The organism is Methanoculleus sp. UBA291, from assembly GCF_002499755.1.
Lineage (GTDB): Archaea > Halobacteriota > Methanomicrobia > Methanomicrobiales > Methanoculleaceae > Methanoculleus > Methanoculleus palmolei.
On record NZ_DANC01000041.1, the window covers coordinates 1 to 21548 of the forward strand.

The following is a 21548-nucleotide window of genomic DNA, read 5'->3' on the forward strand; positions in this document are numbered from 1 at the left end:
CGCCCTCAACGAAGACGCCGGTGTCGGAGACTTCGTAGGTCATCAGCTGGCGCTGGCCCATCGGGATGCCGCCGAGGTGGCAGCGTTCGGGGTCGTACATGGAGATGCCGCGGTCCATCTCGATGGCACGGCTTGCCTTCATGAACTCCATCTTACGGGGAGACTGACGGACGCCGTTGAACTTGTAGAACTCGGCGGTCTCGGACTCGACGTCCTGTCCCTGGAACTTCTCCTTGAGTGCCTTCAGGAACAGTTTCTGGGATCTCTCAATCTTTGCCATTGTTATCACTCCTCTTTCGGCATGAAGCCGTATTTCGTCCGCAGAGAGTGGATGCGCTGGACGTATTCGATGTACTCGGTATCTTCACGGTAGGGCGTTCCTACAAGCGAGTGGAAGATCGTCGTGTGGGCCTTGAGCCACTTCTCGTCCATGGGCTTGCCGACGGCAACCGCACGGTCGAGGGGCTCGCCGATCTGGTTCTTGACGTAGCGGACGATGCCGTCCTCACCGAGGATGTCTCTCTGGAGCATATCGAACATCATGCCGTCCTCGGCAAGACGGAGCGAGTGACCGTGCACGGTCGCACCGCGGATGCCGACGCGAGCGGGGTCGAACATCTCGGTCTCGATGAGTTCTTTTGCGTACTTTTCGAGGTCGCGCTCACGGCACTCGACAATCTGACGGCCGGAGAGCGTACCGGGGTCGATACCGCGGAAGCGGTACATCTCGGTGTAGGTCCGCTGGTAAGGCTGGGAGGGGGCGTTGAACATCGAGTCCGCGAACTGGATGTAACGGACCCGATCGCCGGCCTTTGCACCCGCGGTGGGCTTAACGAGCTTGCGCATGGGGCAGTCGGGCTCCTGCTGCTCGGCGAGCGGCGGGTGGGCGCTCGGGTATGCCGATCCGGGAGCGCGGTGGCCGAGGATCAGCACGATGTCCTCATCTGTTACGGAACGAATCTTCTCAAGCTTGTGGTGGGGGTTCATCTGCTTGCGCCGGTTCTCGGCGACAATCGATGTCCCGGGACCATACTGGGGCTTGTATGCCATGTTTCAATTCACCTCAAAGCGATTGATATCTTATCTTTTTCCTGTTTTGAACGAATTTCAGCCATATTTCCGGGTTTTCGGGTCACCGTTCCGGGGGGTCCGCAAGGCCGATGAGCGTCGTATCGGCACGGGGTCCATACTTCGCGTAGTCCACGACCGTCGGAGCAGTCTTCATGATGAACCTGCCCTCCTGGAACCGGTAGGGGAACTCCGTGAAGAAGCCGTCGCAGAGCGACCGGATCTCCCCGATGACAAAAGCAGCCTCGACGGCACAATCCTGCCCTGCGGGAATATGGCGTTCATTCGGATCTCTGCTCGTTCAGGCTCCGTTTGCGATCTGGTTGATCGGCTTGTTGAACACGTCGATCTTACCGTAGGTGTCGGCGAAGATCTTCGAGGTGCTCTCGGGCGAGAACATCTGGGTTCCGGCGTCGAGCGCCATTGCGGCGACCACACACGGGATGGCCACACCGTTGGCGTGGCGGGTCACGACGTGGTTGCCGTTGAAGATACCGGGGCCGCCGCCGCCGTAGATCGAGTGGCTGAAAAACGAGAACCCGACGGCGGTACCCATGACACGGCCGTAGTCGGTGCTCGGAAGACCGGTCTCGTGCTCAAGCAGGTCGTTGAAGTACAGGAGCGTCGAGGAGACCGCCTGGGCGAACCGTCCGGCACCGCAGTTGACGATGGTGGCTGCCATGGTTCCCGCAGCAGCGTAGGCGTTCCAGAGCATGGGGTCCTTCGTGTCGTAGAACTGGAAGTAACCGCCCTTCTTCCCCGGGGCGATGACCCGGTCGTCGATGGCCCGCTCGACCAGGCTCTGGACGACCGTACCGACGGTTCCGGTCTCGCCGTTTGCCTTGACGAAGTCGTAGACCATGTTGTTCGCGTTCAGGCCCTGGTAGGCGTAGGCGAGCAGCTGGGCGCGCTCGAAAGGCCCGACGGCGGACCCCATCTCGAAGATGCCGGCGGTCTCGAGGGTGGATGCGAGTGCCGCGCCCTGCAGGGCGTTCTTGCCGGTCATCATGACGGTGTGGTTGACCGGAATGTTCCGGAGCGCGTAGCCGAGACCTTCGTTGTTCTGGGGGATGTTCAGGATCGACGTAACGAGCGCACCCTGCATGTCCTGGGTGTGCGGGTAGCCGCCCCAGCAGGCTGCCTTGACGGTGGATGCGTTGAAGGCGTCGATGCCGAACTGGTCGACGATCGCGAAGGTGGTCGCGGCTGCGACCGAGGTGATCGCCGCATCGTAGGTGGCCGCGTTGATCAGGCGCTTCGTTGGGACCTCGACAAGCAGGAGCTTGCCGTTGTTGAACTCCAGGATCCGGGTGTCGTCGCCTTCCTCAACCTGGATCATCTCCTTGATCTTGGCGACGATGGCGTCCTTGTTCTCCATGATGGGGAGGTCGAGTTCTCTTCCCTTGATCTTGCCCTTCCCAAGTTTTCCGGTCTTGAGCGCATCCTGGATGCCTGCAAGGTTGACGTTGATCGTTCGCTTGGTCAGGTCGATGATCTTACCTGTGGCCGGGTTAACCAGCGGGCTGATTCTGTCGAGGGTGACGCCGCTCTTGAGCAGCTTCCCGTCATCAGAATAGAGATCGATTGTTTCCGTGTATTTAGCCATAGTATTTCATCCTTTTACCCTTGTTCAATACGTTCCGTTCATGAGAGAGGCCGGGGCAAACGTCTGCTCCGGGTCTCTGAAGGCCGCTACTGCACGTCCCATATGGGACTATAAGAGTAGAAGAGGGATTATAATAAAATTTGCGAATTTAGATAGACTTTTTTCTAAAATATAATACAGATACTCATTATATTTTGAATAGGATAATTTAGAAGTAAGATAAATCTACTCAGATGGTTGAATGCGATACTTAAAAAGAGTTTCCCCGGGTGGCCTGATCAGAGAACCCATCGGGAAATTTCCGAGAGGAGACAACTATTTAATAAGAAAAGAGATAAAAACAATAGTAGTAATTAATATTTTTCTTCCTGAGAACAGGCTAACAGTATATGGCTTTATAGGTTGTACTCAAAGGTATAATAACCCTACCCGCCCCGGCCGGGTTTCGTGGAATCATTGGACATCAACCTTCATTTTTCAGAATCCGGCAGATTGCACCAGAGCACAGAAGAGATACCAATATGATGGGCCCCCGTAATCCAGACACCTCAGGCCGGGCGGCCGTCGGCGTAACTCCCGAGATTCAGTCCATCCAGGGTGAAAAGAGGGACGGACCGGCCCCCGCACCTTCATGCACCCCCTCCGGGCCGACGACGGGGCAACCATCCCCGCACACCGCAGGTTAATCACTATATAAACCAGGTGTCTTCAGGACCACCCTCCGGCGACGCTTTATCTTGTGATATTTTTTTCTAATCAACCCCAAAATACAACGTATTGGGCAAAATATTGCCGAATAGCAGTTTTAAGAGAGAGCAGGTCACCTTTATAAACTTACAAATACGGAATGGTTAAATACATATCATTACAAGTTATGACAAAGCGATCCGTACGGAGCTCTGTACGGGCAGCTTCTATACCCCCAGGTGAGGAGGCCCCCAGCACATCGGACGGTCTTCCGGCGTTCCGGCGACCTGACTGGCAGGCCTCCCCCGTGCAGGGGGGCCCGGTTGCCAGGTATGGATAGCCCGGTAGACCCTCTCGAAACGTGGAGGAGAATCCGGCCGTATCGGGACACCATACCCCAGGCCGATTCACCGGAACTTCAGGAGACCGGCCCCAACCAACAGCAATGAGGCAAAACCATGGCGAACAGGATTACATTGAACATGATCACCCAGCGCTCCATCGAAGAAGGCGTCGCGATGGAAAAGGGCAAAACGACCCCGGAATACTTTGAGGCCTGCTCGATCATCGAGATGCACGACGACGACGTCAAAGCGCTGGGTCTCGTCCCGAACCAGCTTGTACGGGTGACGAGCGAATGCGGAAGCGTAATCGTCAAGGCAGTCAAAGGGCGCCAGTCGCTCTATCCCGGCCTTGCGTTCATACCGCAGGGTGTCTGGGCAAACCAGATTGTTCCTCCCCGGACCCAGGCGACCGGGGAGCCCCAGTACAGCGGTTTTCCCGTGACGGTCGAGCCCGTCACCGGCGAACGACGCAAGAGCGCGCTCGAACTCGTCCAGAGCGCCGTCGGGCTGTGGAAAGGTGATCAGTGATGCCAAAGAAAATTGAAAACGTCGGATGCCCTTACTGCGGCGTCTGCTGCGACGACCTCGTCGTAACCGTATCGGATGACGGAAAGAAGATCCTCGAGGTGGAGAACGCCTGTGCCATCGGCAACCAGATCTTCCACCACGCAACGGAGAGCGAGAGAGTCCGGCTCCCCCGCCTCCGCCAGCCGGACGGCACCTATAAAGAGATCTCTTACGATGAAGCGGTCGATTACGCGGCGAGAGTGCTTTACAACGCGAAGAAGCCCCTGATCTACGGGTTCGGATCGACCAACTGCGAGGGCATGGCCGCTGCGGCCAAAGTCGCCGAGAAGGCGGGAGCCGTGCTCGACAACTGCGCTTCCATCTGCCACGGCAGTTCGTTCCTCGCCATATTCGACAACGGCTACCCGAGCTGCACCCTCGGTGAGACCAAGAACAGGGCGGACGTCATCGTCTACTGGGGCGCGAACCCGGCCCATGCCCATCCGCGGCACATGTCCCGCTACTCGATCTTCCCCCGCGGCTTCTTCACCGGCAAGGGCCACATGAGCCGCAAGATCATCGTCATCGACCCCCGGCACACCGACACCGCCCAGGTGGCGGACATTTACCTCCAGGTGAAGCAGGGACACGACTACGACCTCTTCAACGCGTTCCGCGCAGTCATCCGCGGTCATGAGATCCCCGAAGAGGTCGCCGGGATCAAGCGGGAGCAGATCCTCAAGGTTGCCGATATCATGAAAAAAGCCCGGTTCGGCACCATCTTCTACGGCATGGGGCTCTGCCACTCCGACGGCCGGAACCACAACGTGGACATCGCCATCAGTCTGACCCGCGACCTCAACGACTTCACCAAGTGGACGATCATGGCGATGCGGGGCCACTACAACATCACCGGTCCGGGTGCGGTCTGGTCGTGGCAGTTCGGGTACCCCTACTGTCTCGACCTGACGAAACGGGACATCGCCTACATGAACCCCGGCGAGACGAGTTCCGTCGACCTTGCGATGCGGGATGAGGTTGACGCCTTCTTCAACGTGGGAACCGATGCCGGCGCTCACTTCCCGATTGGGGCGGTCAAACACCTCAGAAAGCACCCCTGGATCACCATCGACCCGAACATCTGCATGGCAAGCGAGATCTCCGACCTCCACATCCCGGTGGGAGTCGTCGGGGTCGAGGTGCCGGGCATCGTCTATCGGATGGACAACGTCCCGATCCAGTACCGCAAGGTCATCGACCCGCCAGAAGGGGTCATCAGCGACGAGGAACTCTTCGAGCGGATTTACAAGAGGCTCGGCGAACTGGAGGCAGAGGAAGCCGCAAAGGGACATGCAAAGGCTGCTCCGGAAGGCGTCCGTGCGGGGGAGTGAACCATGAGCGAACTTTTAATCAAGAACGGGTTCGTCTTTGACCCCCTGCAGGGGATCAAGGGCGACCGGATGGATATCGGCATCAAGGACGGTAAGATCGTCGAGACGAGCGCTCTTAAGAATCCAAAGATAATCGACGCCGCAAGAATGACCGTGATGGCGGGCGGCGTCGATATCCACTCCCACGTGGTCGGGCCGAAGGTGAACATCGGCCGGCTCTTCCGCCCGGAGGATAAACTCTTCAAGAGCCCGCACAAGAAGTGCAGCCGCATGGAGATGGGCTGCTCGGTCCCCTCCACATTCAAGACCGGCTACGACTACGCACGGATGGGTTACGTCTTCGTCAACGAGGCGGCGATGCCCCCGCTCCATTCCCCCCACGTCCACGAAGAGATCCGGGATACCCCGATCATCGACAACTCCGCGATGCCGGTCTTCGGGAACAACTGGTTCACCCTCGAATACCTGAAAAATCACGAGATCGAGAACAACGCCGCATACACCGCCTGGCTCCTCCGGGCCACCCGGGGGTTCGGCATCAAGGTCGTCAACCCCGGCGGCTCCGAAGCCTGGGGATGGGGGCTGAACTGCGAGCACATTCACGACCCGGTCCCGTACTTCGATATCACCCCGGCGGAGATCGTGAAGGGGCTCATCGAGACGAACGAACACCTCGGCCTCCCCCACTCGGTGCACCTGCACTGCAACAACCTCGGAAACCCGGGCAACTACGTCGACACCCTCGAGTCGCTCAGACTCGCCGAGGGTTACACCCCGAAGAACAACTTCGGCCGGGAGCAGGTGATGCATGTCACGCACCTTCAGTTCCACTCCTACGGCGGCGACTCCTGGGGGAACATGGAGTCCAAGGCAAAGGATGTCATGGACTACGTGAACGCCCACGACAACCTCACCGTCGATATGGGCCAGGTGACGCTCGACGAGACCACGACGATGACCGCCGACGGGCCGTTCGAGCACCACCTCACCGAGTTGAACCACCTGAAGTGGGCGAACACCGACGTGGAACTCGAGACCGCCGCAGGCGTCGTGCCCTACATCTACAGCCCGAACATCAAGGTCTGCACCATCCAGTGGGCCGTCGGTCTGGAACTCGCCCTCTATGCCAAAGACATGATGCGAATCTTCCTGACCACCGACCACCCCAACGCCGGGCCGTTCACCCGCTATCCGCGGGTCATTGCCTGGCTGATGAGCAGGGCGGCGCGTGACGAGACGATGAAGACGTTCAAGTGGCTCAACAGGACAATCGAATCCACGTCCATCGACAGTATCGACCGCGAACTCACGCTCTACGAGATCGCACAGATGACCCGGGCCGGGCCGGCACGGGCGCTCGGCATCAGCAACATGTACGGCGGGCTTGCCCCCGGCATGGACGCCGACATCGCCGTCTACCCGCTCAACCCCGAGAATATACCCTCCGACCCGGCTGAGATCGAGAAGGCGTTCTCGCGGTGCGCCTGGCTCGTGAAAGACGGCACCGTTACCGTCCAGGACGGCGAGGTCGTCGCAGAGCCCGCGAAGCGGACCATCTGGGTCGACGTGAAGGTCCCGGAGAACGCGCAGGTGCAGAGAGACATCTACGAGCACTTCCTCAGGCACTACAGCGTGAACCTCGGCAACTACTCGCTCTTTACGGACCATCTCCACAACCCGCGGGTGATCGAGGTAGATACGACGGAATGAGGCGATAAAACATGAAGACAGTAACTCTCACCCTGACCAACCCCCCCGAACTCATTCTCGAGGGGCAGAACATCACTCCGGACAACTTTGCAGGAAAGACCGCCGCCGAGATCGCCGCCCTCGACGTCTGGGAGGGCAAACAGAAGAGCCCGCTCGGGAAGTACTTCACCGTCACAGGCGACGGCGGAGCGACCGCGGCCGAGACAACGATCGTTCTACGCGGCGACTGCACCCGTGTGAAACGGATCGGCCAGCAGATGACTGCCGGCGAGATCGTTATCGAAGGGAACGCCGACATGTACATCGGCGGCTGGATGAAGGGCGGAAAGATCCACGTAAAAGGGAACGTCGACTCGTTCTGCGGCATCGGGATGGAAGGCGGCGAGTTGATCATCGATGGAGACGCTTATCATCACCTTGGCTCATCCCCCCGCGGCGAATGGCGCGGCATGAAAGGCGGTCTGATCCGGGTCGCCGGGAATGTCGGTAACGATACGGCTACGTTCATCAACGGCGGGACGATCATCATCGGCGGCGACGCGGACATCCACGTCTCCACCCACGGCGAAGGCGGCACGGTTATCATCAAGGGCAACGCCAAAGGCCGCGTCGGCGGACAGATGGTGAAAGGCAATATCTACGTCTACGGGACGATAGAAAACCCGCTCCCGGGATTCAAACTGGTCGACGAGATGGAGCAGGAGGTCGACGGTGAGAAGGCCCGCTTTGCCCACTACATCGGAGACCTCGGCGAACGCCACCCGGTCGCAAAAGGCAAGACGGTGTATGCAAATATCTACACCAGAATCTAACTTTTTTTCCGGGCAAATGCCGGGTTCGTTTCGAGCAGGCGATAAGGCAAGATCACCATGATGAGGTCTGCTCTCGTGCGAAAGCCGTTCGCACGGGTTCTGGAGATGATGCGGTCCACTTTTCCGCGGCCGGACCGGACTACCCGGGTCCCGGCGGCCGGGGCGGCCGGACGGATAACGGCAAAGCCCGTTCACTCACCACTGACGGTCCCGGCAACAAACATCGCCGCACGGGACGGCTTTGCTGTCGTGAGCAGCGAGACCCTCGGGGCCGGCGACCGTAACCCGGCCCTGCTCCGAAACCCCTGCCGGGTGAACACCGGCAACGCAATCCCTCCCGGCTACGATGCCGTCGTCATGATCGAGGACATCGTCGGGGAAGAAGGGCGCTGGAGCACCCAGAAGACGGTGCTGCCGGGGGAGCACATTCACCCCGCCGGTGAGGAGATCCGCGAGGGCGAGATGATCCTCCCGGCGGGACACACGATACGCCCCTGCGATATCGGGGCGCTCCTCTCCTACGGCATCACCGAGGTCGATGTAAGAGAGGTAAAAGTCGGCCTCATCCCGACGGGAAGCGAACTGGTCCCGGCGGGTCGGACCCCGGGTCCGGGAGAGGTGATCGAGAGCAACACCGCCGTTGCAGCGGCACTGCTCGGTGAGGCCGGCGCCTCCTGCACCCGCTACGGAATCGTCCGCGACGACCCTGAACTCCTCCGGGAGGCTATCGGGCGGGGCATCCGCGAGAACGACCTGCTCCTGGTCTCCGCAGGGTCATCGGCAGGCACCCGGGACTTCACCGCCGGGGTCATCGGCGACCTCGGCGATGTGCTCGTCCACGGTATTGCGATGAAACCCGGAAAACCGGCGATCGTCGGGCGGATCAAAGGTAAACCGGTCATCGGACTTCCGGGATACCCGATCGCCGCCCAGACGGTCGTACGGGAACTCGCCCTTCCCCTGCTCGCGGCGTGGGGTTTCCGTCCCCGGCCCCCGGAGCGCCTCCGGGTCAGGCTCGCCGGGGCGGTCATGACCGGCCCTGAGACCGACGAGTTCGTCTTTCTCACCGTCATGCCCGCAGGAGAACAGTATGCCGCCACTCCCCTGCCGCGGGGGGCCGGGACGCAGATGACGGCGGTGCGTGCAAACGCCTACCTGCACGTCCCGGCGGGCGCCGGGAACCTCCCGGCGGGTACGGAGGTCGACGTCCTCCTGACCGGGAACCGGACAGGGTGAGCAAAACCCCTCCTTACTCCCCGGTCCTGCAGGCATCCACCAGGGCGCGGACGCGGGCCTCAAGGTCCGGAAGCCGCTCTTCGAACTCGCGTGCGAGGAGGAACGTCCGGACGGCGTCGCCCATCCCCCGGTGAGCGCCGAGAAGGCCCCGGTACTCCCCGGGGATCGGGTACCGGAAGTGTGTCGAGACGACAGCGGACCCGTCGGCGTGAAAGTCGATGAGACGGGCGAGGCGATCGAGAGAGAGGACCTGTTTCATCTCAAAGCGCCGACGGATCTCGCGCTGGAGGTCGACCAGCATACACCCGTCGAGCGAGACGTCTGCAGCCCGGAAAGCCGCCTTCTCCATACTCGCCGCAAAGACGACGATCGCCGGGGCATCTCCGGCCGAGAGGAGAGACTCCATAAAATGCTTAAGGTCTGCGAACGCGGCTCTTGCAGTTGTTTTTGCCGCCGGCACCTCATTATCCGGAGCCCGAAAGGCATGGTCGTAGGGCATCCCGTACTCGCCGCGGTCCATGTTCGCCACGGTCGTCGCGACACCGACGGTCTTGCCGCACGAGTCGGTCACCTTCTTCCAGATCTCGACATCAACGTCGTACCGGAACTGCTCGCCCCTGTAACGAACGCTGTCGTCCCCCGGCCGGTGAACGACCGCACCGATCTCGATCGGCATGATGACCCTTCGACAGGTGCCGTAGACGTAACCGAACTCGATGTCCAGGTAAACGCGCCTGCCTGCCTCGACCGTCGCTGACTGCATTGCGGATAGAGATCTCTATTCCAAGACAACGAAAAGGTTTCCCGGCTTCCCGCCTCCGGCAAAGGTTTATCCTGCAGGAGACAAGCCATTTATAGAGAGAAGCGGCAAGGGCCCCCGCATAAAACAGCCATGAGACTCTCCACCATCTGGAAAAAACTTCGCATCGGCAGCCCCCTCGGGCGGAAACCTCCCGGACGCCCGGGGCCCTCCGGCAACGACCGGAAGGCGGAGATACGGGCGCTCCTCGCCCGCCCCCCGTTCGGGATCACGGACGTCACCGATGCGGCCCTCTCCCTCTACGACCGGGCGCTGACCCACCGGTCGTACGCAAACGGCGCCGAGTACCCGCAAACGACGGCCGACGACAACGAGCGGCTCGAGTTTCTGGGAAACTACGTCCTCGACTTCGTCATCGCCGACCACCTCTACGGCGGGTACGACCTTTCGCCCGGCGAGATGAACCGGAGACTCCAGGTGACGAGGAACACCAAACTCGCCGAGATCGTGCGCCGGCAGGGCCTCGGCATCGACGGCGTCGTCAGGCGACGGGGGCAGGCGCCGACCGACTCCATCGTCGCCGACGCGTTCGAAGCCCTGATCGGCGCCATCTACCTCGATCGCGGCCTCGACGCGGCCCGGGAGGTGGTGCTCGCGATCTTTGAAGGGGAGATCGCGGAGTGCGACGGCCGCCGGAACTACCGGGGGAGGCTCCAGGAGTACGTCGCACGGGAGAACCTCGGCGTTCTCGATTACGCCTACCGTCGGACGGGCCCCGGAAACTGCCCGATCTGGGCCGCCCGGGTATCCGTCGGAAAAACTCTCATCGGTGAGGGGGAGGCGCGGACCAAGCAGGGAGCTGCGATGCTCGCGGCAAAAGAGGCGCTCGGTCGTCTCGGGGAGGAGTGAGATGCAGCCGCCCGTGCGGGATTCGACCGTCGCGGTCGTTCGGTGCGACGGTTACGCCCCGGAGGAGATCGATTCCGCCGTCCGCCGCGCGGTCGACCTCCTCGGCGGCATCGAGAGGTTTGTCGCGCCGAAAGAGCGGGTCCTTCTCAAACCGAACCTCCTGCAGGGACAGGAACCGGAACAGTGCGTCACCACCCACCCGGCAGTCGTCGCCGCCGTCGCCCGGCTCCTCGCCCGGCACGGGTGCCGGGTCGTCATCGGCGACAGCCCGGGGGCCGGGGTCGTCTACAGCGAGGCGAACCTGCGGCGGGCATACGCACGCACCGGCTACGCGGCGGCAGCGGCAAAGACCGGCGCCGCCCTGAACTACGATACCTCTTCGCGGGTCGTTAGGTTCCCGGAGGGGGAGGCGATGAATCAGTTCTCCATCATCACCCCCGCCGTAGAGGCCGACGCAATCGTGGTCGTCTCAAAAGCAAAGACCCACATGTGGACCCGGATGACCGGCGCCGCGAAGAACCTCTTCGGGCTCATCCCGGGGCTCGAGAAGCCGGTCTTCCACTTCCGGTTCCAGAACGAATACGCGTTCGGGAGGATGCTCGTCGATCTCAACGAGTGCATGAAGCCCCGGCTTCAGGTCGTGGACGCGGTGATGGGGATGGAGGGAGACGGCCCCCAGTCGGGGAGCCCGAGGAAGATAGGGGTCATCCTCGCCGGGAGCGACTATTCGGCCGTGGACACCGTCCTCGCCCGGCTCATCGGCATGGACCCGTGCGAGATCGGGAGCATCAGGAGCGCAGCCGCGCGCGGCCTCTTCGACCCCCTCTCCGTCCGGACGGTCGGCGACGACCCGGCGGAGTTTGCGGTCCCGGACTTCCGGAAACCCTCGACCTACACGGGGGGCGGCGCAGGCATCTGGCGGCGCGCGATGCTCGCCGTCGTCCAGCGGTTCGGGAAGATCTATGCTCCCCGGCCCGGTGTGGTCACCCCGGCATGCGTCGGCTGCCGGAAGTGCGGGCGGATCTGCCCGGTGCAGGCGATCACCGTTGCCGAAGGCAAAGCGGCGATCGACCTTTCACGCTGCATCCGGTGCTACTGCTGCCATGAGATGTGCACCGAGCACGCCGTCGTCCTCTCCCGGGGCCTCGCCGGGAAACTCCTCGCCCGCCTCCTCGGGTAACGCGACCGGCCAAAACACTCATGAGGGATGGGAACGAGCAGGAGCCATGCCATGCCCGTTCTGCAACCCGGCCCCGGAAGATATCGTGGCAAAAAACGACCTTTGCTACGCCCGTTACGACATCCACCCGGCCAGCCCCGGCCACCTGCTCATCATACCGTTCCGACACGTGGCGAGTTATTTTGATACGACCGACGAAGAGAAGATGGCGTTTGCCCGGCTCATCGACGACTGCAGGGCGCTCACCGACAGGAAGCGGCATCCCGACGGCTACAACATCGGCGTCAACGTCGGGGCGGCCGCAGGACAGAACATCATGCACGTCCACATCCACTTCATCCCGCGCTACCGGGGAGATGCTCCCGGAGATCACGAAGGAGGCGTGCGGGGCGTGATACCGCACGAGTGAAATTGACGGGAACGACGAAAATCCGGCCCGAAACGCAGCGTCACCGGAGGTACCATTTGGAATGATTAATAATGTAGGTAAGGCATAGTTACCCTACGAGGGACAATAGTTGCAGACGCTGCTCTTCCTAATACTGTTTCCCATCCTCGTCGCATGTCTTTTATTGTTCGTTAAACGAACGGCGTTGCGCTACGCGGTGGTCGCCCTCTCCGCTCTCGTCATCGGTGGGGCGTCGATATACCTGCTTATCCGGTACGCGTTCGAGGGCGCGGTCTACTTTGCCGCGCCTTCGGGAGCGGTCGACCTCGCCATGGTGGTCATCGAGATGGGGCTCGCGCTCTTCATCGTCTACATGGGCGCAAAGTTCAGAAACTATCTGGCAATCTTACTGGCCGTCGTTCAGGCGGCGCTGGTGGTGTACCTTGAGGCAACATTCCCGGAGAACCTTCATGCGGTAAGTAACCTCTTTATCGACCAGTTCTCCATCATTATGGCCCTGATCATAGGGATCATCGGGAGTCTCATAGCCGTCTACGCGGTCGGGTACATGGAGACGTATCACCGGCACCATCCGGAGGTGCGCGACCGGCAGAAGATGTTCTTCTTCGTCATCTTCGTCTTCCTCGCCGCGATGTTCGGCCTCGTCTTCTCCAATAACCTCATGTGGCTCTTCTTCTTCTGGGAGATCACCACCATCAGTTCATTCCTGCTGATCGGTTATTCGGAGACGGGGGAGGCGACGAAGAACGCCTTCCGTGCCCTGGTGATGAACCTCCTCGGCGGGATCGCGTTCGTCGCGGCGCTCGTCTTCCTCGCCATAGCCGCCCCGACGAGCGGAGGCATCGACCTCGCCCGGGTACTTGCTTCCCCCGATTCAGCCGCCGTCCTGATCCCGGCCGTCCTGATCGGGTTTGCCGGCATCACGAAGGCCGCGCTGATGCCTTTCTCCTCATGGCTCCTCGGGGCGATGGTGGCCCCGACCCCGGTCTCGGCCCTGCTCCACTCGAGCACCATGGTCAAGGCCGGCGTCTATATCCTGGTCCGGTTCTCGCCGGTCTATGCCGGAACGTTCGCCGGGTACTCTCTCGGGCTTGTCGGCGGGGTGACCTTCCTCGCCGCATCCGCAATCGCAATCTCGCAGAGCGACGCGAAATCGGTCCTCGCCTACTCGACGATAGCAAACCTCGGGCTGATAGCCGCCTGTGCGGGTGTCGGGACCTACATGCTCGTCTGGGCCGCAATCCTCCTTATCGTCTTCCACGCCGTCGCGAAGGCGCTCCTCTTCCTCGGGACCGGTGCTATCGAGCATCGGACCGGGAGCCGCAACATCGAGGACATGGAGGGCCTGATCGTCCGGATGCCGAAGATGGCGGTGATGATGTTCGTCGGGATCGCCGGGATGTTCCTTGCGCCCTTCGGCATGCTGATCTCCAAGTGGGCGGCGATCGAGGCGTTCGTCCGGGTCCAGGCCCCCTTCGGCCTGATCTTCATCGCCATCCTCGCCTACGGGAGCGCCGTCACCGTCTTCTTCTGGGCGAAGTGGATGGGCAAACTCGTGACGGTCACCCGGAATACGGAGCGGGTCGAGAAAGGGTTCTTCCAGGAGTCCTGGGCCCCCCTCTACATCATCACAGGCCTCGTGATAGCGGCCGTCTTCCTCTTCCCGGTCATATCCTCGACCCTGGTTGAGCCCTACGTCCTCGCCGTCTACGGGGTTACGACGGGTCTTGCACAGGCAAACATCGCCATCATGCTCCTGATGATGGCCCTCTTGCTGATCCTCCCCGTCTCGTTCCACCTCTTCCGGAGGAGCGCAAAACACCTCCCGGCCTACATGGGCGGGAGGCCGGCGACGCCGGACCTGCACTTTGCCGGGTCCCTCGGCCTCTCGCGGGAGGCTCAGACACGGAACTACTACCTCACCGAGTACTTCGGCGAAGCACGGCTCTTCCGCCCCGGAGCGGCGATCTGCATCGCCCTGATACTTGCATCGTGGGTCCTCGCGGGGGCGGCCCTATGAACGGAATTATCAGTGCGGTCCTCTTCCTCATCTTTGCGCCCATCGCAGGCGGCCTCATCGCAGGAATCGATCGAAAGATCACCGCACGGATGCAGGGGAGGGTCGGACCGCCGCTCCTGCAGCCGTTCTACGACGTCGGCAAACTCTTCGAGAAGGAGAACGTCGTCGTCACCATAGCGCAGAACTTCTACGTCCTTGCATACCTGGTCTTCATCGCCGTCTCCGGCGCCCTCTTCTTCGCGGGAGGGGACCTGCTTCTGGTCGTCTTTGCCTTCACGCTCGCCCACGTCTTCCTGGTGCTCGGGGCCTACGCGGTCCACTCCCCCTACAGCCACATCGGAGCCGAGCGGGAGCTGATCCAGTTGATGGCCTACGAACCGATGATCATCCTCGCGGCCGTCGGGCTCTACATGGTCACGAACAGTTTCAACGTCGCCGATATCGCCGCCGCAACCGTGCCGGCGATCCTCTACCTCCCCGGCGTCTTCATCGGCTTTGCGGTCATCCTCACGATCAAACTCCGGAAGTCCCCCTTCGACATCTCGACGTCGCACCACGCGCACCAGGAGATCGTCAAGGGCATCACGACGGAGTTCTCGGGCTCCACGCTCGGCGCGGTCGAGATCGCCCACTGGTACGAGAACGTCTTCCTCCTCGGGTTCATCTACCTCTTCTTTGCCTGGAACCCGGTTATCGGGATCATTGCGGTCGCGGTCACCTACGGAGCGGAGATCTTCATCGACAACGTCACCGCACGGGCGCGGTGGCAGGCGGCCCTGAAGAGCGGGTGGGCAGCGGGGGTTCTCGGTATCGTGAACCTTGCGTTCCTCTCCTATGTGATGACCGGAGGTGTATGGTAATGACATTCCTGAAGCGATCGCCCTGGATCCTTCACTACGATGCGTCCAGCTGCAACGGGTGCGACATCGAGGTGCTGGCATGCCTGACGCCGCTCTACGATGTGGAGCGGTTCGGCATCATCAACACCGGAAACCCGAAGCATGCGGACATCCTGCTGATCACCGGCGGGATCAACGAGTTGAACCGCGCGGTGGTCAGGAACCTCTACGAACAGATGCCGGAGCCGAAGGTCGTCGTTGCGATCGGTGCCTGCGCCGCAACCGGCGGCATATTCCGGGAGTGCTACAACATCACGGGAGGCGTCGACAAAGTTATCCCCGTGGACGTCTACGTTCCGGGATGCGCGGCGAGACCGGAGCAGATCATCGACGGCGTCGTTGCGGCGCTCGGGGTCCTCGAAGAGAAACGGGCGAAGATGACCGGGGCGGCGCAGGAAAAAGAGCGTGCGCGACATGCGGCAGGTGAGAGCACATGAGAGTCAACGAAGAACAGACCACTATCAGCGTCGCGCTGGAGGACCTCACGCGTGAGGTCGAGAGACTCCATGCCGACGGCTACCGCCTCGTCCAGATCGGGTGCACGGACATCGGCGGTTCATACGAGATCAACTACTCGTTCGATAAGGACTACCGGTTCAGAAACCTCCGCCTGACAGTCGGGCCGGAGACGGAGGTCCCGAGCATCTCCGGGACTTACTGGGGAGCGTTCGTCTACGAGAACGAGATGCACGACCTTTTCGGAATCCCGGTCACGGGGATCAACATCGACTTTAAGGGGACGTTCATCAGGTCGGCGGAGAAGTATCCGTTCAGCGTCACGAGAAGGGGAGGCGATCCATGCCGGAACGCATAGTCGTGCCGTTCGGGCCGCAGCACCCGGTGCTGCCGGAACCGATCCACCTCGACCTCGTCCTCGAGGACGAGACGGTGGTGGAGGCGGTCCCGTCCATCGGCTATATCCATCGCGGACTCGAACAACTCGTGCAGAAACGCGAATTTCCCGAGTATGTCTACGTGGCCGAGCGGATCTGCGGGATCTGCAGTTTCATGCACGCGCTCTGCTACTGTCAGGGGGTCGAGCACATTATGGGGATCGAGGTCCCGGACCGGGCGCGGTACCTCCGGACGATCTGGTCGGAGTGCTCGCGTCTCCACTCTCACCTCCTCTGGCTCGGGCTCTTTGCCGACGCTATGGGCTTTGAGAACCTCTTCATGCGGTCCTGGCAACTCCGGGAGAGCGTGCTCGATGTGCTCGAGGACACCACCGGCGGCCGGGTCATCCAGGGCACCTGCAAGATCGGCGGGGTCAGGCGCGACATCGAACCGGAGAAACTCGGTGAGATGCACCGCGCACTCGACTCCTTCGAGGAGAAGTGCCGGGACCTCACCGACGTCTTCTTAAACGACGAGACGGTGAAGTACCGCCTTCGGGGGCTCGGTGTCGTCGGAAAGGACGCGGCTTACGCCCTCGGGGCCGTCGGCCCGACCGTGAGAGCAAGCGGGGTCAGGGTAGACCTCCGGGAGACCGGCTATGCGGCGTACGGCGACCTCGATTTCAGGCCGGTCGTCGAGACCACCGGGGATTGCTACGCCCGGTGCGCCGTCCGGGCCGGGGAACTCTTCACCTCCATCGACCTCATCCGGCAGGCGATCGACGCCATGCCCGACGGCCCGCTCGACGTGAAGGTGAAGGGGATGCCGGACGGCGAGTACTTCTCCCGCGTGGAGCAGCCGCGGGGCGAGGTCGTCCACTACCTGCGGGGCAACGGCACCAAGCACCTTGTCCGGTCCCGGATCAGGACGCCGACGCTCGCGAACATTCCGATGCTCGTGAAGATGCTCCCCGGCGCCCAGCTCGCCGATGTCCCGGTCGTGGTCCTCTCGATCGACCCCTGCATCAGCTGCACGGAGAGGTGAAAGCGATATGGGATTATTCGAGATGACAAAGACCGTCCTCCGGAACCTTGCGGGAGGGCCCGCCACCCGGCGGTACCCGGCCGTCCCGGCGCGGACGAGCCCCCTCACCCGGGGGCACGTGGTCTTCAACCCGGCCGCCTGCCGCTCGTGCGGCCTCTGCTCGCGACGGTGCCCGTGCGAGGCGATCCGTATCGAGAAAGAGGCGAAGATCTGGGAGATCGACCGCCTGCGGTGCGCCGCCTGCGGCGACTGTGTCGAGGGCTGCCCGTTCGGGGGCCTTACGATGGAGCAGACCTACCTCCCGCCGGTGGTGGAGCACACGGTGGAGCGCCACACCATCACCTACGTGAAACCCGAAAAGCCCGCGAAAAAGCCGGCTGATGAGAGCGCCGGCGCGTGAGGGGGCTGAAACCACCACCCCCGGCGAGACCTTTTTTCCCGACGTCTATTATTAGGTAGCTTACGCGAAGCCGCGAAGGAGAGTTGCTATCGGTCTTCGCGGCTCGCACTTCGCGTGAGACCCGCATGCACGAGAAGACCCCACCTCACTTCCTCACCAGCGGGTAGATCATGTGGATGATGTCGTAGACGCTGCTCGGGTAGGCCCACGGTATCGCGTCCAGCGCAAGGTCGTCCACCGTCAGGTCGTGCCGGATCGCGAGGGCAAAGACGTTGATAACCTCCTCGACGTGGGGCCCGATGAGGTGGGCGCCGAGGACCCGGCGGGAGTCCCCGTCGACCAGGAGTTTGTAACCGACGTGCTTCTCGCCGATGCTTCGGTTCGTGAAGCGACCCGAGAGGTCGCCGGCGTTGACGATGCAGGGTATTCCCTTCTCCTTCGCCGCCGCTTCCGTAAGCCCGACGGATGCGGCGGGCGGCGTCGTGAAGACGACGCTCGGGACGACGGAGTAGTCCGCGGTCCGCACATTGCCGTGCAGGATGTTGTCGACGACGATATGGGCGTCCCTCACCGCCACCGGCGTCAGCTGCGGACTTGCTCTGTTCGCGTCCCCGGCCACGTAAACGGCGGGATTCGAAACGCTCTGGAGATATTCGTTGACCGCGATCCCCCGCCGGTCGGTCTCGACGTTCCCCGCCGCAAGGTCGAGACCTTCGATAGCCGGGACCCGGCCGGCACCGTGGACGACCAGATCGGCGTCGAAGACCTTCTCCTCGCCCGTCCGCCCGGCCCGCACCCGGAGACCGGCGGCGGTCCTCTCGACCGATACGAGCGGCATATGCACCTGCACGTCGATCCCGATCTCCTTTGAAGCCAGCACCAGCCGGTCGACGATATCGGGGTCGAACCCCGTGAGCACCCGACCGTCCCGCTGAAGGATGGTCGTCGCCGATCCGGCCCTTGCGGCCACGTGGGCGAACTCAAACGAGATGTAACCTCCGCCGACGAAGACGATCCGCCCGGGAAGCGCTTCAAGATAGAAGAAGTCGTCGCTCGGGGTCACGAGGTCCGCACCGGGGACGTCCAGGGGGCGGGGGTGCGCACCGGCGGCGATCGCGATGTACCTGGCCGTGAGGGTGTCGCCGCCGACCGCGACCCGGTTCTCCCCGGCAAACCGGGCGGAACCGTGATAGGTATGAATCCCCGCCCTCCGGAAACTCTCCTCCTTCCGCCGGGGGACCGGGTCGGTGAACGTGCGCTCGAACGCGACCAGCTGCGGCCAGTCGATCGAGACTTCGCCGGGGACCCCGCGCCCCGAGAGGTCGCGGATGCGCGCCACCGCCGCGGCGGCACCGGCAAGCACCCTCTTCGGGACGCAGCCCCGCAGGGCGCACGTCCCCCCGTAGTCCCGGCTATCGGTGATCGCGACCCGCATCCCGGCGGCCCGGCAGTGCCAGGCGATGTCGGAACCGGCGACCCCGGTCCCGATAACGAGAAGATCGTACTCCCGCTCCATAGTAAGTCTCCGGTCGCCACGGAGCGCTATAAAGGTTTACCCGGACGGGGAGGAGAGAGACGGCCGCTCACCCGTATATCGCAGAGGTGACCCGGTTGGGCTCAAAGAGACCGCGGTGGAAGACCCGGACTTCGACCCCGGCACCCTTGCGGAAGTCCCGCATCAGGAGGTCGTAGGTCCTCCGGACGTAGCGCAGCCCTTCGCAGGCAAAGAGGTCGCGGAGAGCCTGCCGGAACCGTATCTCCTGGTCGAGGAACGCCGCTTCGTAGGCGCGGGTCTCGCGGGCGATCCGGGCGCACTCGGCGTCCTCGATCGGGGTGTTGTAGCACCCGTGCTCGTTCAGACCGCTGATCTGCCGCCAGTCGACCCGGCCTTCTTCGTCCGCCTCCCGGTGGAGCATGTAGGGGTAGACCCGGCAGATGGCGAACCGCCGGTCGTAGACGGTGCACCTGCCGTCCTCAAGGAAGACGCAGGAGCCGTCCGGGTCTGTCCGGAGGGCGTAGCCCGAGACGTAGAACCTCCCCTGCTGGTCGCAGGCCTCGAAACCCGGCGCCGGGATGAGAGCGTCCGGCCGAAACGAACGGACGTTGTCGACGTCATCCTCCAGCAGGAAGACGTGGCCGTTGAATTCCCGGGTGCAGCACCGGCCGCAACGGTCGCAGGAGAACCCCACGTCCCGGATGATCGCGATGAACTCCTCTTCCGGGAACCGGAGAAGCCTCTCGCGCTCCGCCTCAAGGGCAGCGATCTGTTCGTCGAGCGTAAACGTAACCGGCAGCCTCCGCCAAGGTGCCCGACAGGAATCCGGACACCGGTACCTTTAGTGTGGACGGGGTGGGGGATATGCTCTTCGGCCCGCGGGCAAAACCCCTCGACGGTGCCCGGGGGAGGAGGTCCGGGGAAAGACTTCGAAAATATTCGGAGGCTACACAAGACTGATACATCAGGGCGTATATCTTCCTTCATCGGAAGGTGAGCGGATGTCAACTACCCCACCCTTAAGGGTGGGGCTTGCCTTCCTAAGAGGTTTCTGGGGTGGTTGACGGCACCCCACTGTCCCGAAGGGCAGTAAAGCGGTTCCGAATGTTGATCGCGGCATTGATGTCGCTGTGATCGGTGTGACCACAGTGCGGGCAGGAGAAGGAATGACGAGAACGGCTTCCAAGCAACCCACAGCGAGAGCATATCTGAGAGGTGTACGCAGGATCGACTCCGTCGATGATGCCTTTTCCGGCTACTTTGTAGGTAGCGAAGGCTCGGATCATGCCTCTGGGCCATACCGAGAGACGGTGGTTCAGGGCTTTGGAACGTTTCTTAGACGTCTTTCTCTCATGCGAGAACGAGAGGTCTTCGAAGACGAGCACGCAGTTCTGCGGAGCCCATTCGATAAGCTGTTTGGATGCGCAATGACAGAAGTCCCGGGTTCGCCGCGATCTCTTGAGCGACAGCCGTTTGAGGGCACGAACAACACTTCTCGTGTTTGTTCCCTCTGCCTTCTTCGTTTCAAGTTTGACCTGAAGCCGGGAAGTGGTCTTGCGCGTTCTGATGTTGAGCACTTTTCGGTGCAACCCCGTGATGAACAGAGTTCTTCCATCGGCGTCTACCGCAACAACGGCGTTGGTCTCGTTGAGATCGACGCCTACCGGGACGACTCCCGGCATGTCTGGAACTTCCAGCGTCACCGCGACGTGACCGATGAGACGATCGCCGCGAACGGTAACGACAACGCTGTCGGTCTCTACAGCCGACGCGAGAGTTTCCCGGAACACTTCCGGCACGGAGTAGCTAAGATGCTTTCTACCGGCAACCGTCCATATCGACAGAGTTCCGTCCTTCCGGAAGGATGCGTCTCGCCCTCTCTTCCCGATGAGAAAGAGAGCGTGTGGAGTCTTCCAGTGAAACGGGCGATGGATCGGGTGCCCGTGTTTTCGAGCCGCCACGTATGCCCCGGCGGTGAGCCGGATGGCAGTACAGGTAAGTTGACTCGAAACGGCGCCTTTTGTCGTCGCGTAGACGGCCCTGTGCAGACGAAGAGCATTGAGAGGCGTTCCGGAATTGTATGCAGTTGGGGAAATCCGATTGCAGACTTCCGTGAACGCATCAAGCGTTTCCCGGAGGTCGCGATCAGGTTCGATAACCATCTGCACCGTCTTCTGGACAAGCATCTCTATAACATTATCACTAAGAGGACAAGTATGTATTCATTTAGTGGGGGT

Annotated in this window: 21 protein-coding genes and 1 pseudogene; 14 read left to right on the forward strand and 8 right to left on the reverse strand. The window is 62.0% G+C overall.

The genetic code is table 11. From position 1 onward, the window contains the following. The 4 genes and pseudogenes from BP737_RS09240 to mcrB all read right to left on the reverse strand — a co-directional run. Window positions 1-280: pseudogene (locus BP737_RS09240) on the reverse strand (methyl-coenzyme M reductase subunit alpha); the annotation flags it as partial. A 5-nt stretch (window positions 281-285) separates the two neighbouring features. Continuing rightward, window positions 286-1050 (reverse strand): coenzyme-B sulfoethylthiotransferase subunit gamma, encoded by a 765-nt coding sequence (gene mcrG, locus BP737_RS09245; RefSeq protein ID WP_292410531.1) that lies wholly within the window; start codon window positions 1048-1050, stop codon window positions 286-288. A gap of 82 nt (window positions 1051-1132) precedes the next feature. Then, the gene (locus BP737_RS09250; protein ID WP_342686166.1) at window positions 1133-1342 is read right to left on the reverse strand and encodes a methyl-coenzyme M reductase operon protein D; all 210 of its coding nucleotides are present in this window, start codon (window positions 1340-1342) and stop codon (window positions 1133-1135) included. A gap of 27 nt (window positions 1343-1369) precedes the next feature. Next, a complete protein-coding gene (gene mcrB, locus BP737_RS09255) occupies window positions 1370-2674 on the reverse strand; it encodes a coenzyme-B sulfoethylthiotransferase subunit beta (protein ID WP_292410533.1) in 1305 nt (434 codons plus the stop codon). 1145 nt (window positions 2675-3819) lie between these two features. Here mcrB and BP737_RS09260 point away from each other — a divergent pair. Genes BP737_RS09260 through BP737_RS09280 form a run of 5 tightly spaced genes read left to right on the forward strand, consistent with a single transcriptional unit; the run spans window position 3820 to window position 9361 of the window. Continuing rightward, window positions 3820-4233, forward strand: coding sequence for a molybdopterin dinucleotide binding domain-containing protein (locus tag BP737_RS09260; protein WP_292410534.1), 414 nt, complete (start codon window positions 3820-3822; stop codon window positions 4231-4233). Further along, the gene (locus BP737_RS09265; protein ID WP_292410536.1) at window positions 4233-5603 is read left to right on the forward strand and encodes a formylmethanofuran dehydrogenase subunit B; all 1371 of its coding nucleotides are present in this window, start codon (window positions 4233-4235) and stop codon (window positions 5601-5603) included. Before BP737_RS09260 ends, BP737_RS09265 begins: the two co-directional genes overlap by 1 nt. 3 nt (window positions 5604-5606) lie before the next feature. Continuing rightward, window positions 5607-7313, forward strand: coding sequence for a formylmethanofuran dehydrogenase subunit A (locus BP737_RS09270; protein ID WP_292410538.1), 1707 nt, complete (start codon window positions 5607-5609; stop codon window positions 7311-7313). Between the two features lie 11 nt (window positions 7314-7324). Then, window positions 7325-8125 carry a formylmethanofuran dehydrogenase subunit C gene (locus tag BP737_RS09275; RefSeq protein ID WP_292410539.1) on the forward strand — a complete coding sequence of 267 codons (801 nt, stop codon included), beginning with the start codon at window positions 7325-7327 and terminating at the stop codon, window positions 8123-8125. A 57-nt stretch (window positions 8126-8182) separates the two neighbouring features. Further along, entirely contained in the window at window positions 8183-9361 is a 1179-nt protein-coding gene (locus tag BP737_RS09280) for a molybdopterin-binding protein (RefSeq protein WP_292410541.1), read from the forward strand. A gap of 13 nt (window positions 9362-9374) precedes the next feature. Here the strand turns inward: BP737_RS09280 and BP737_RS09285 are convergent, their stop codons facing one another. Then, entirely contained in the window at window positions 9375-10124 is a 750-nt protein-coding gene (locus BP737_RS09285; protein WP_292410543.1) for a hypothetical protein, read from the reverse strand. A 129-nt stretch (window positions 10125-10253) separates the two neighbouring features. Between BP737_RS09285 and BP737_RS09290 the strand changes: the two genes are divergently transcribed. The 9 genes from BP737_RS09290 to BP737_RS09330 all read left to right on the forward strand — a co-directional run bounded on the left by BP737_RS09290 (window position 10254) and on the right by BP737_RS09330 (window position 17816). Next, window positions 10254-11030 carry a ribonuclease III family protein gene (locus tag BP737_RS09290; protein WP_292410545.1) on the forward strand — a complete coding sequence of 259 codons (777 nt, stop codon included), beginning with the start codon at window positions 10254-10256 and terminating at the stop codon, window positions 11028-11030. 1 nt (window position 11031) lies between these two features. Then, window positions 11032-12210, forward strand: coding sequence for a DUF362 domain-containing protein (locus tag BP737_RS09295; protein ID WP_292410547.1), 1179 nt, complete (start codon window positions 11032-11034; stop codon window positions 12208-12210). A 46-nt stretch (window positions 12211-12256) separates the two neighbouring features. Next, window positions 12257-12619 (forward strand): HIT family protein, encoded by a 363-nt coding sequence (locus BP737_RS09300; RefSeq protein ID WP_292410549.1) that lies wholly within the window; start codon window positions 12257-12259, stop codon window positions 12617-12619. Window positions 12620-12728: 109 nt separating this feature from the next. Further along, window positions 12729-14639, forward strand: a complete 1911-nt coding sequence (locus tag BP737_RS09305; RefSeq protein WP_292410551.1) for an NADH-quinone oxidoreductase subunit L — start codon at window positions 12729-12731, stop codon at window positions 14637-14639. Then, the gene (locus BP737_RS09310) at window positions 14636-15499 is read left to right on the forward strand and encodes a respiratory chain complex I subunit 1 family protein (RefSeq protein WP_292410552.1); all 864 of its coding nucleotides are present in this window, start codon (window positions 14636-14638) and stop codon (window positions 15497-15499) included. Before BP737_RS09305 ends, BP737_RS09310 begins: the two co-directional genes overlap by 4 nt. Next, window positions 15499-15975, forward strand: coding sequence for an NADH-quinone oxidoreductase subunit B family protein (locus BP737_RS09315; protein WP_292410553.1), 477 nt, complete (start codon window positions 15499-15501; stop codon window positions 15973-15975). The genes BP737_RS09310 and BP737_RS09315 overlap by 1 nt, the downstream gene beginning before the upstream one ends. Beyond that, entirely contained in the window at window positions 15972-16352 is a 381-nt protein-coding gene (locus BP737_RS09320; protein ID WP_292410555.1) for an NADH-quinone oxidoreductase subunit C, read from the forward strand. Before BP737_RS09315 ends, BP737_RS09320 begins: the two co-directional genes overlap by 4 nt. After that, the gene (locus tag BP737_RS09325; RefSeq protein ID WP_292410557.1) at window positions 16337-17416 is read left to right on the forward strand and encodes a nickel-dependent hydrogenase large subunit; all 1080 of its coding nucleotides are present in this window, start codon (window positions 16337-16339) and stop codon (window positions 17414-17416) included. The genes BP737_RS09320 and BP737_RS09325 overlap by 16 nt, the downstream gene beginning before the upstream one ends. Before the next feature lie 7 nt (window positions 17417-17423). Beyond that, complete coding sequence (locus tag BP737_RS09330; RefSeq protein ID WP_292410559.1) at window positions 17424-17816, forward strand: 4Fe-4S dicluster domain-containing protein; 393 nt, start codon at window positions 17424-17426, stop codon at window positions 17814-17816. Between the two features lie 145 nt (window positions 17817-17961). On the opposite strand, the gene BP737_RS09335 is transcribed toward BP737_RS09330, so the two are convergent. The 3 genes from BP737_RS09335 to BP737_RS09345 all read right to left on the reverse strand — a co-directional run bounded on the left by BP737_RS09335 (window position 17962) and on the right by BP737_RS09345 (window position 21497). After that, window positions 17962-19332 carry an NAD(P)/FAD-dependent oxidoreductase gene (locus BP737_RS09335; protein WP_342686149.1) on the reverse strand — a complete coding sequence of 457 codons (1371 nt, stop codon included), beginning with the start codon at window positions 19330-19332 and terminating at the stop codon, window positions 17962-17964. Window positions 19333-19399: 67 nt separating this feature from the next. Then, window positions 19400-20110: a YkgJ family cysteine cluster protein gene (locus BP737_RS09340; protein ID WP_292410741.1), complete on the reverse strand. Its 711-nt coding sequence runs from the start codon at window positions 20108-20110 to the stop codon at window positions 19400-19402. Window positions 20111-20351: 241 nt separating this feature from the next. Beyond that, window positions 20352-21497: an RNA-guided endonuclease InsQ/TnpB family protein gene (locus tag BP737_RS09345; protein ID WP_292410563.1), complete on the reverse strand. Its 1146-nt coding sequence runs from the start codon at window positions 21495-21497 to the stop codon at window positions 20352-20354. Window positions 21498-21548: the final 51 nt, after the last annotated feature.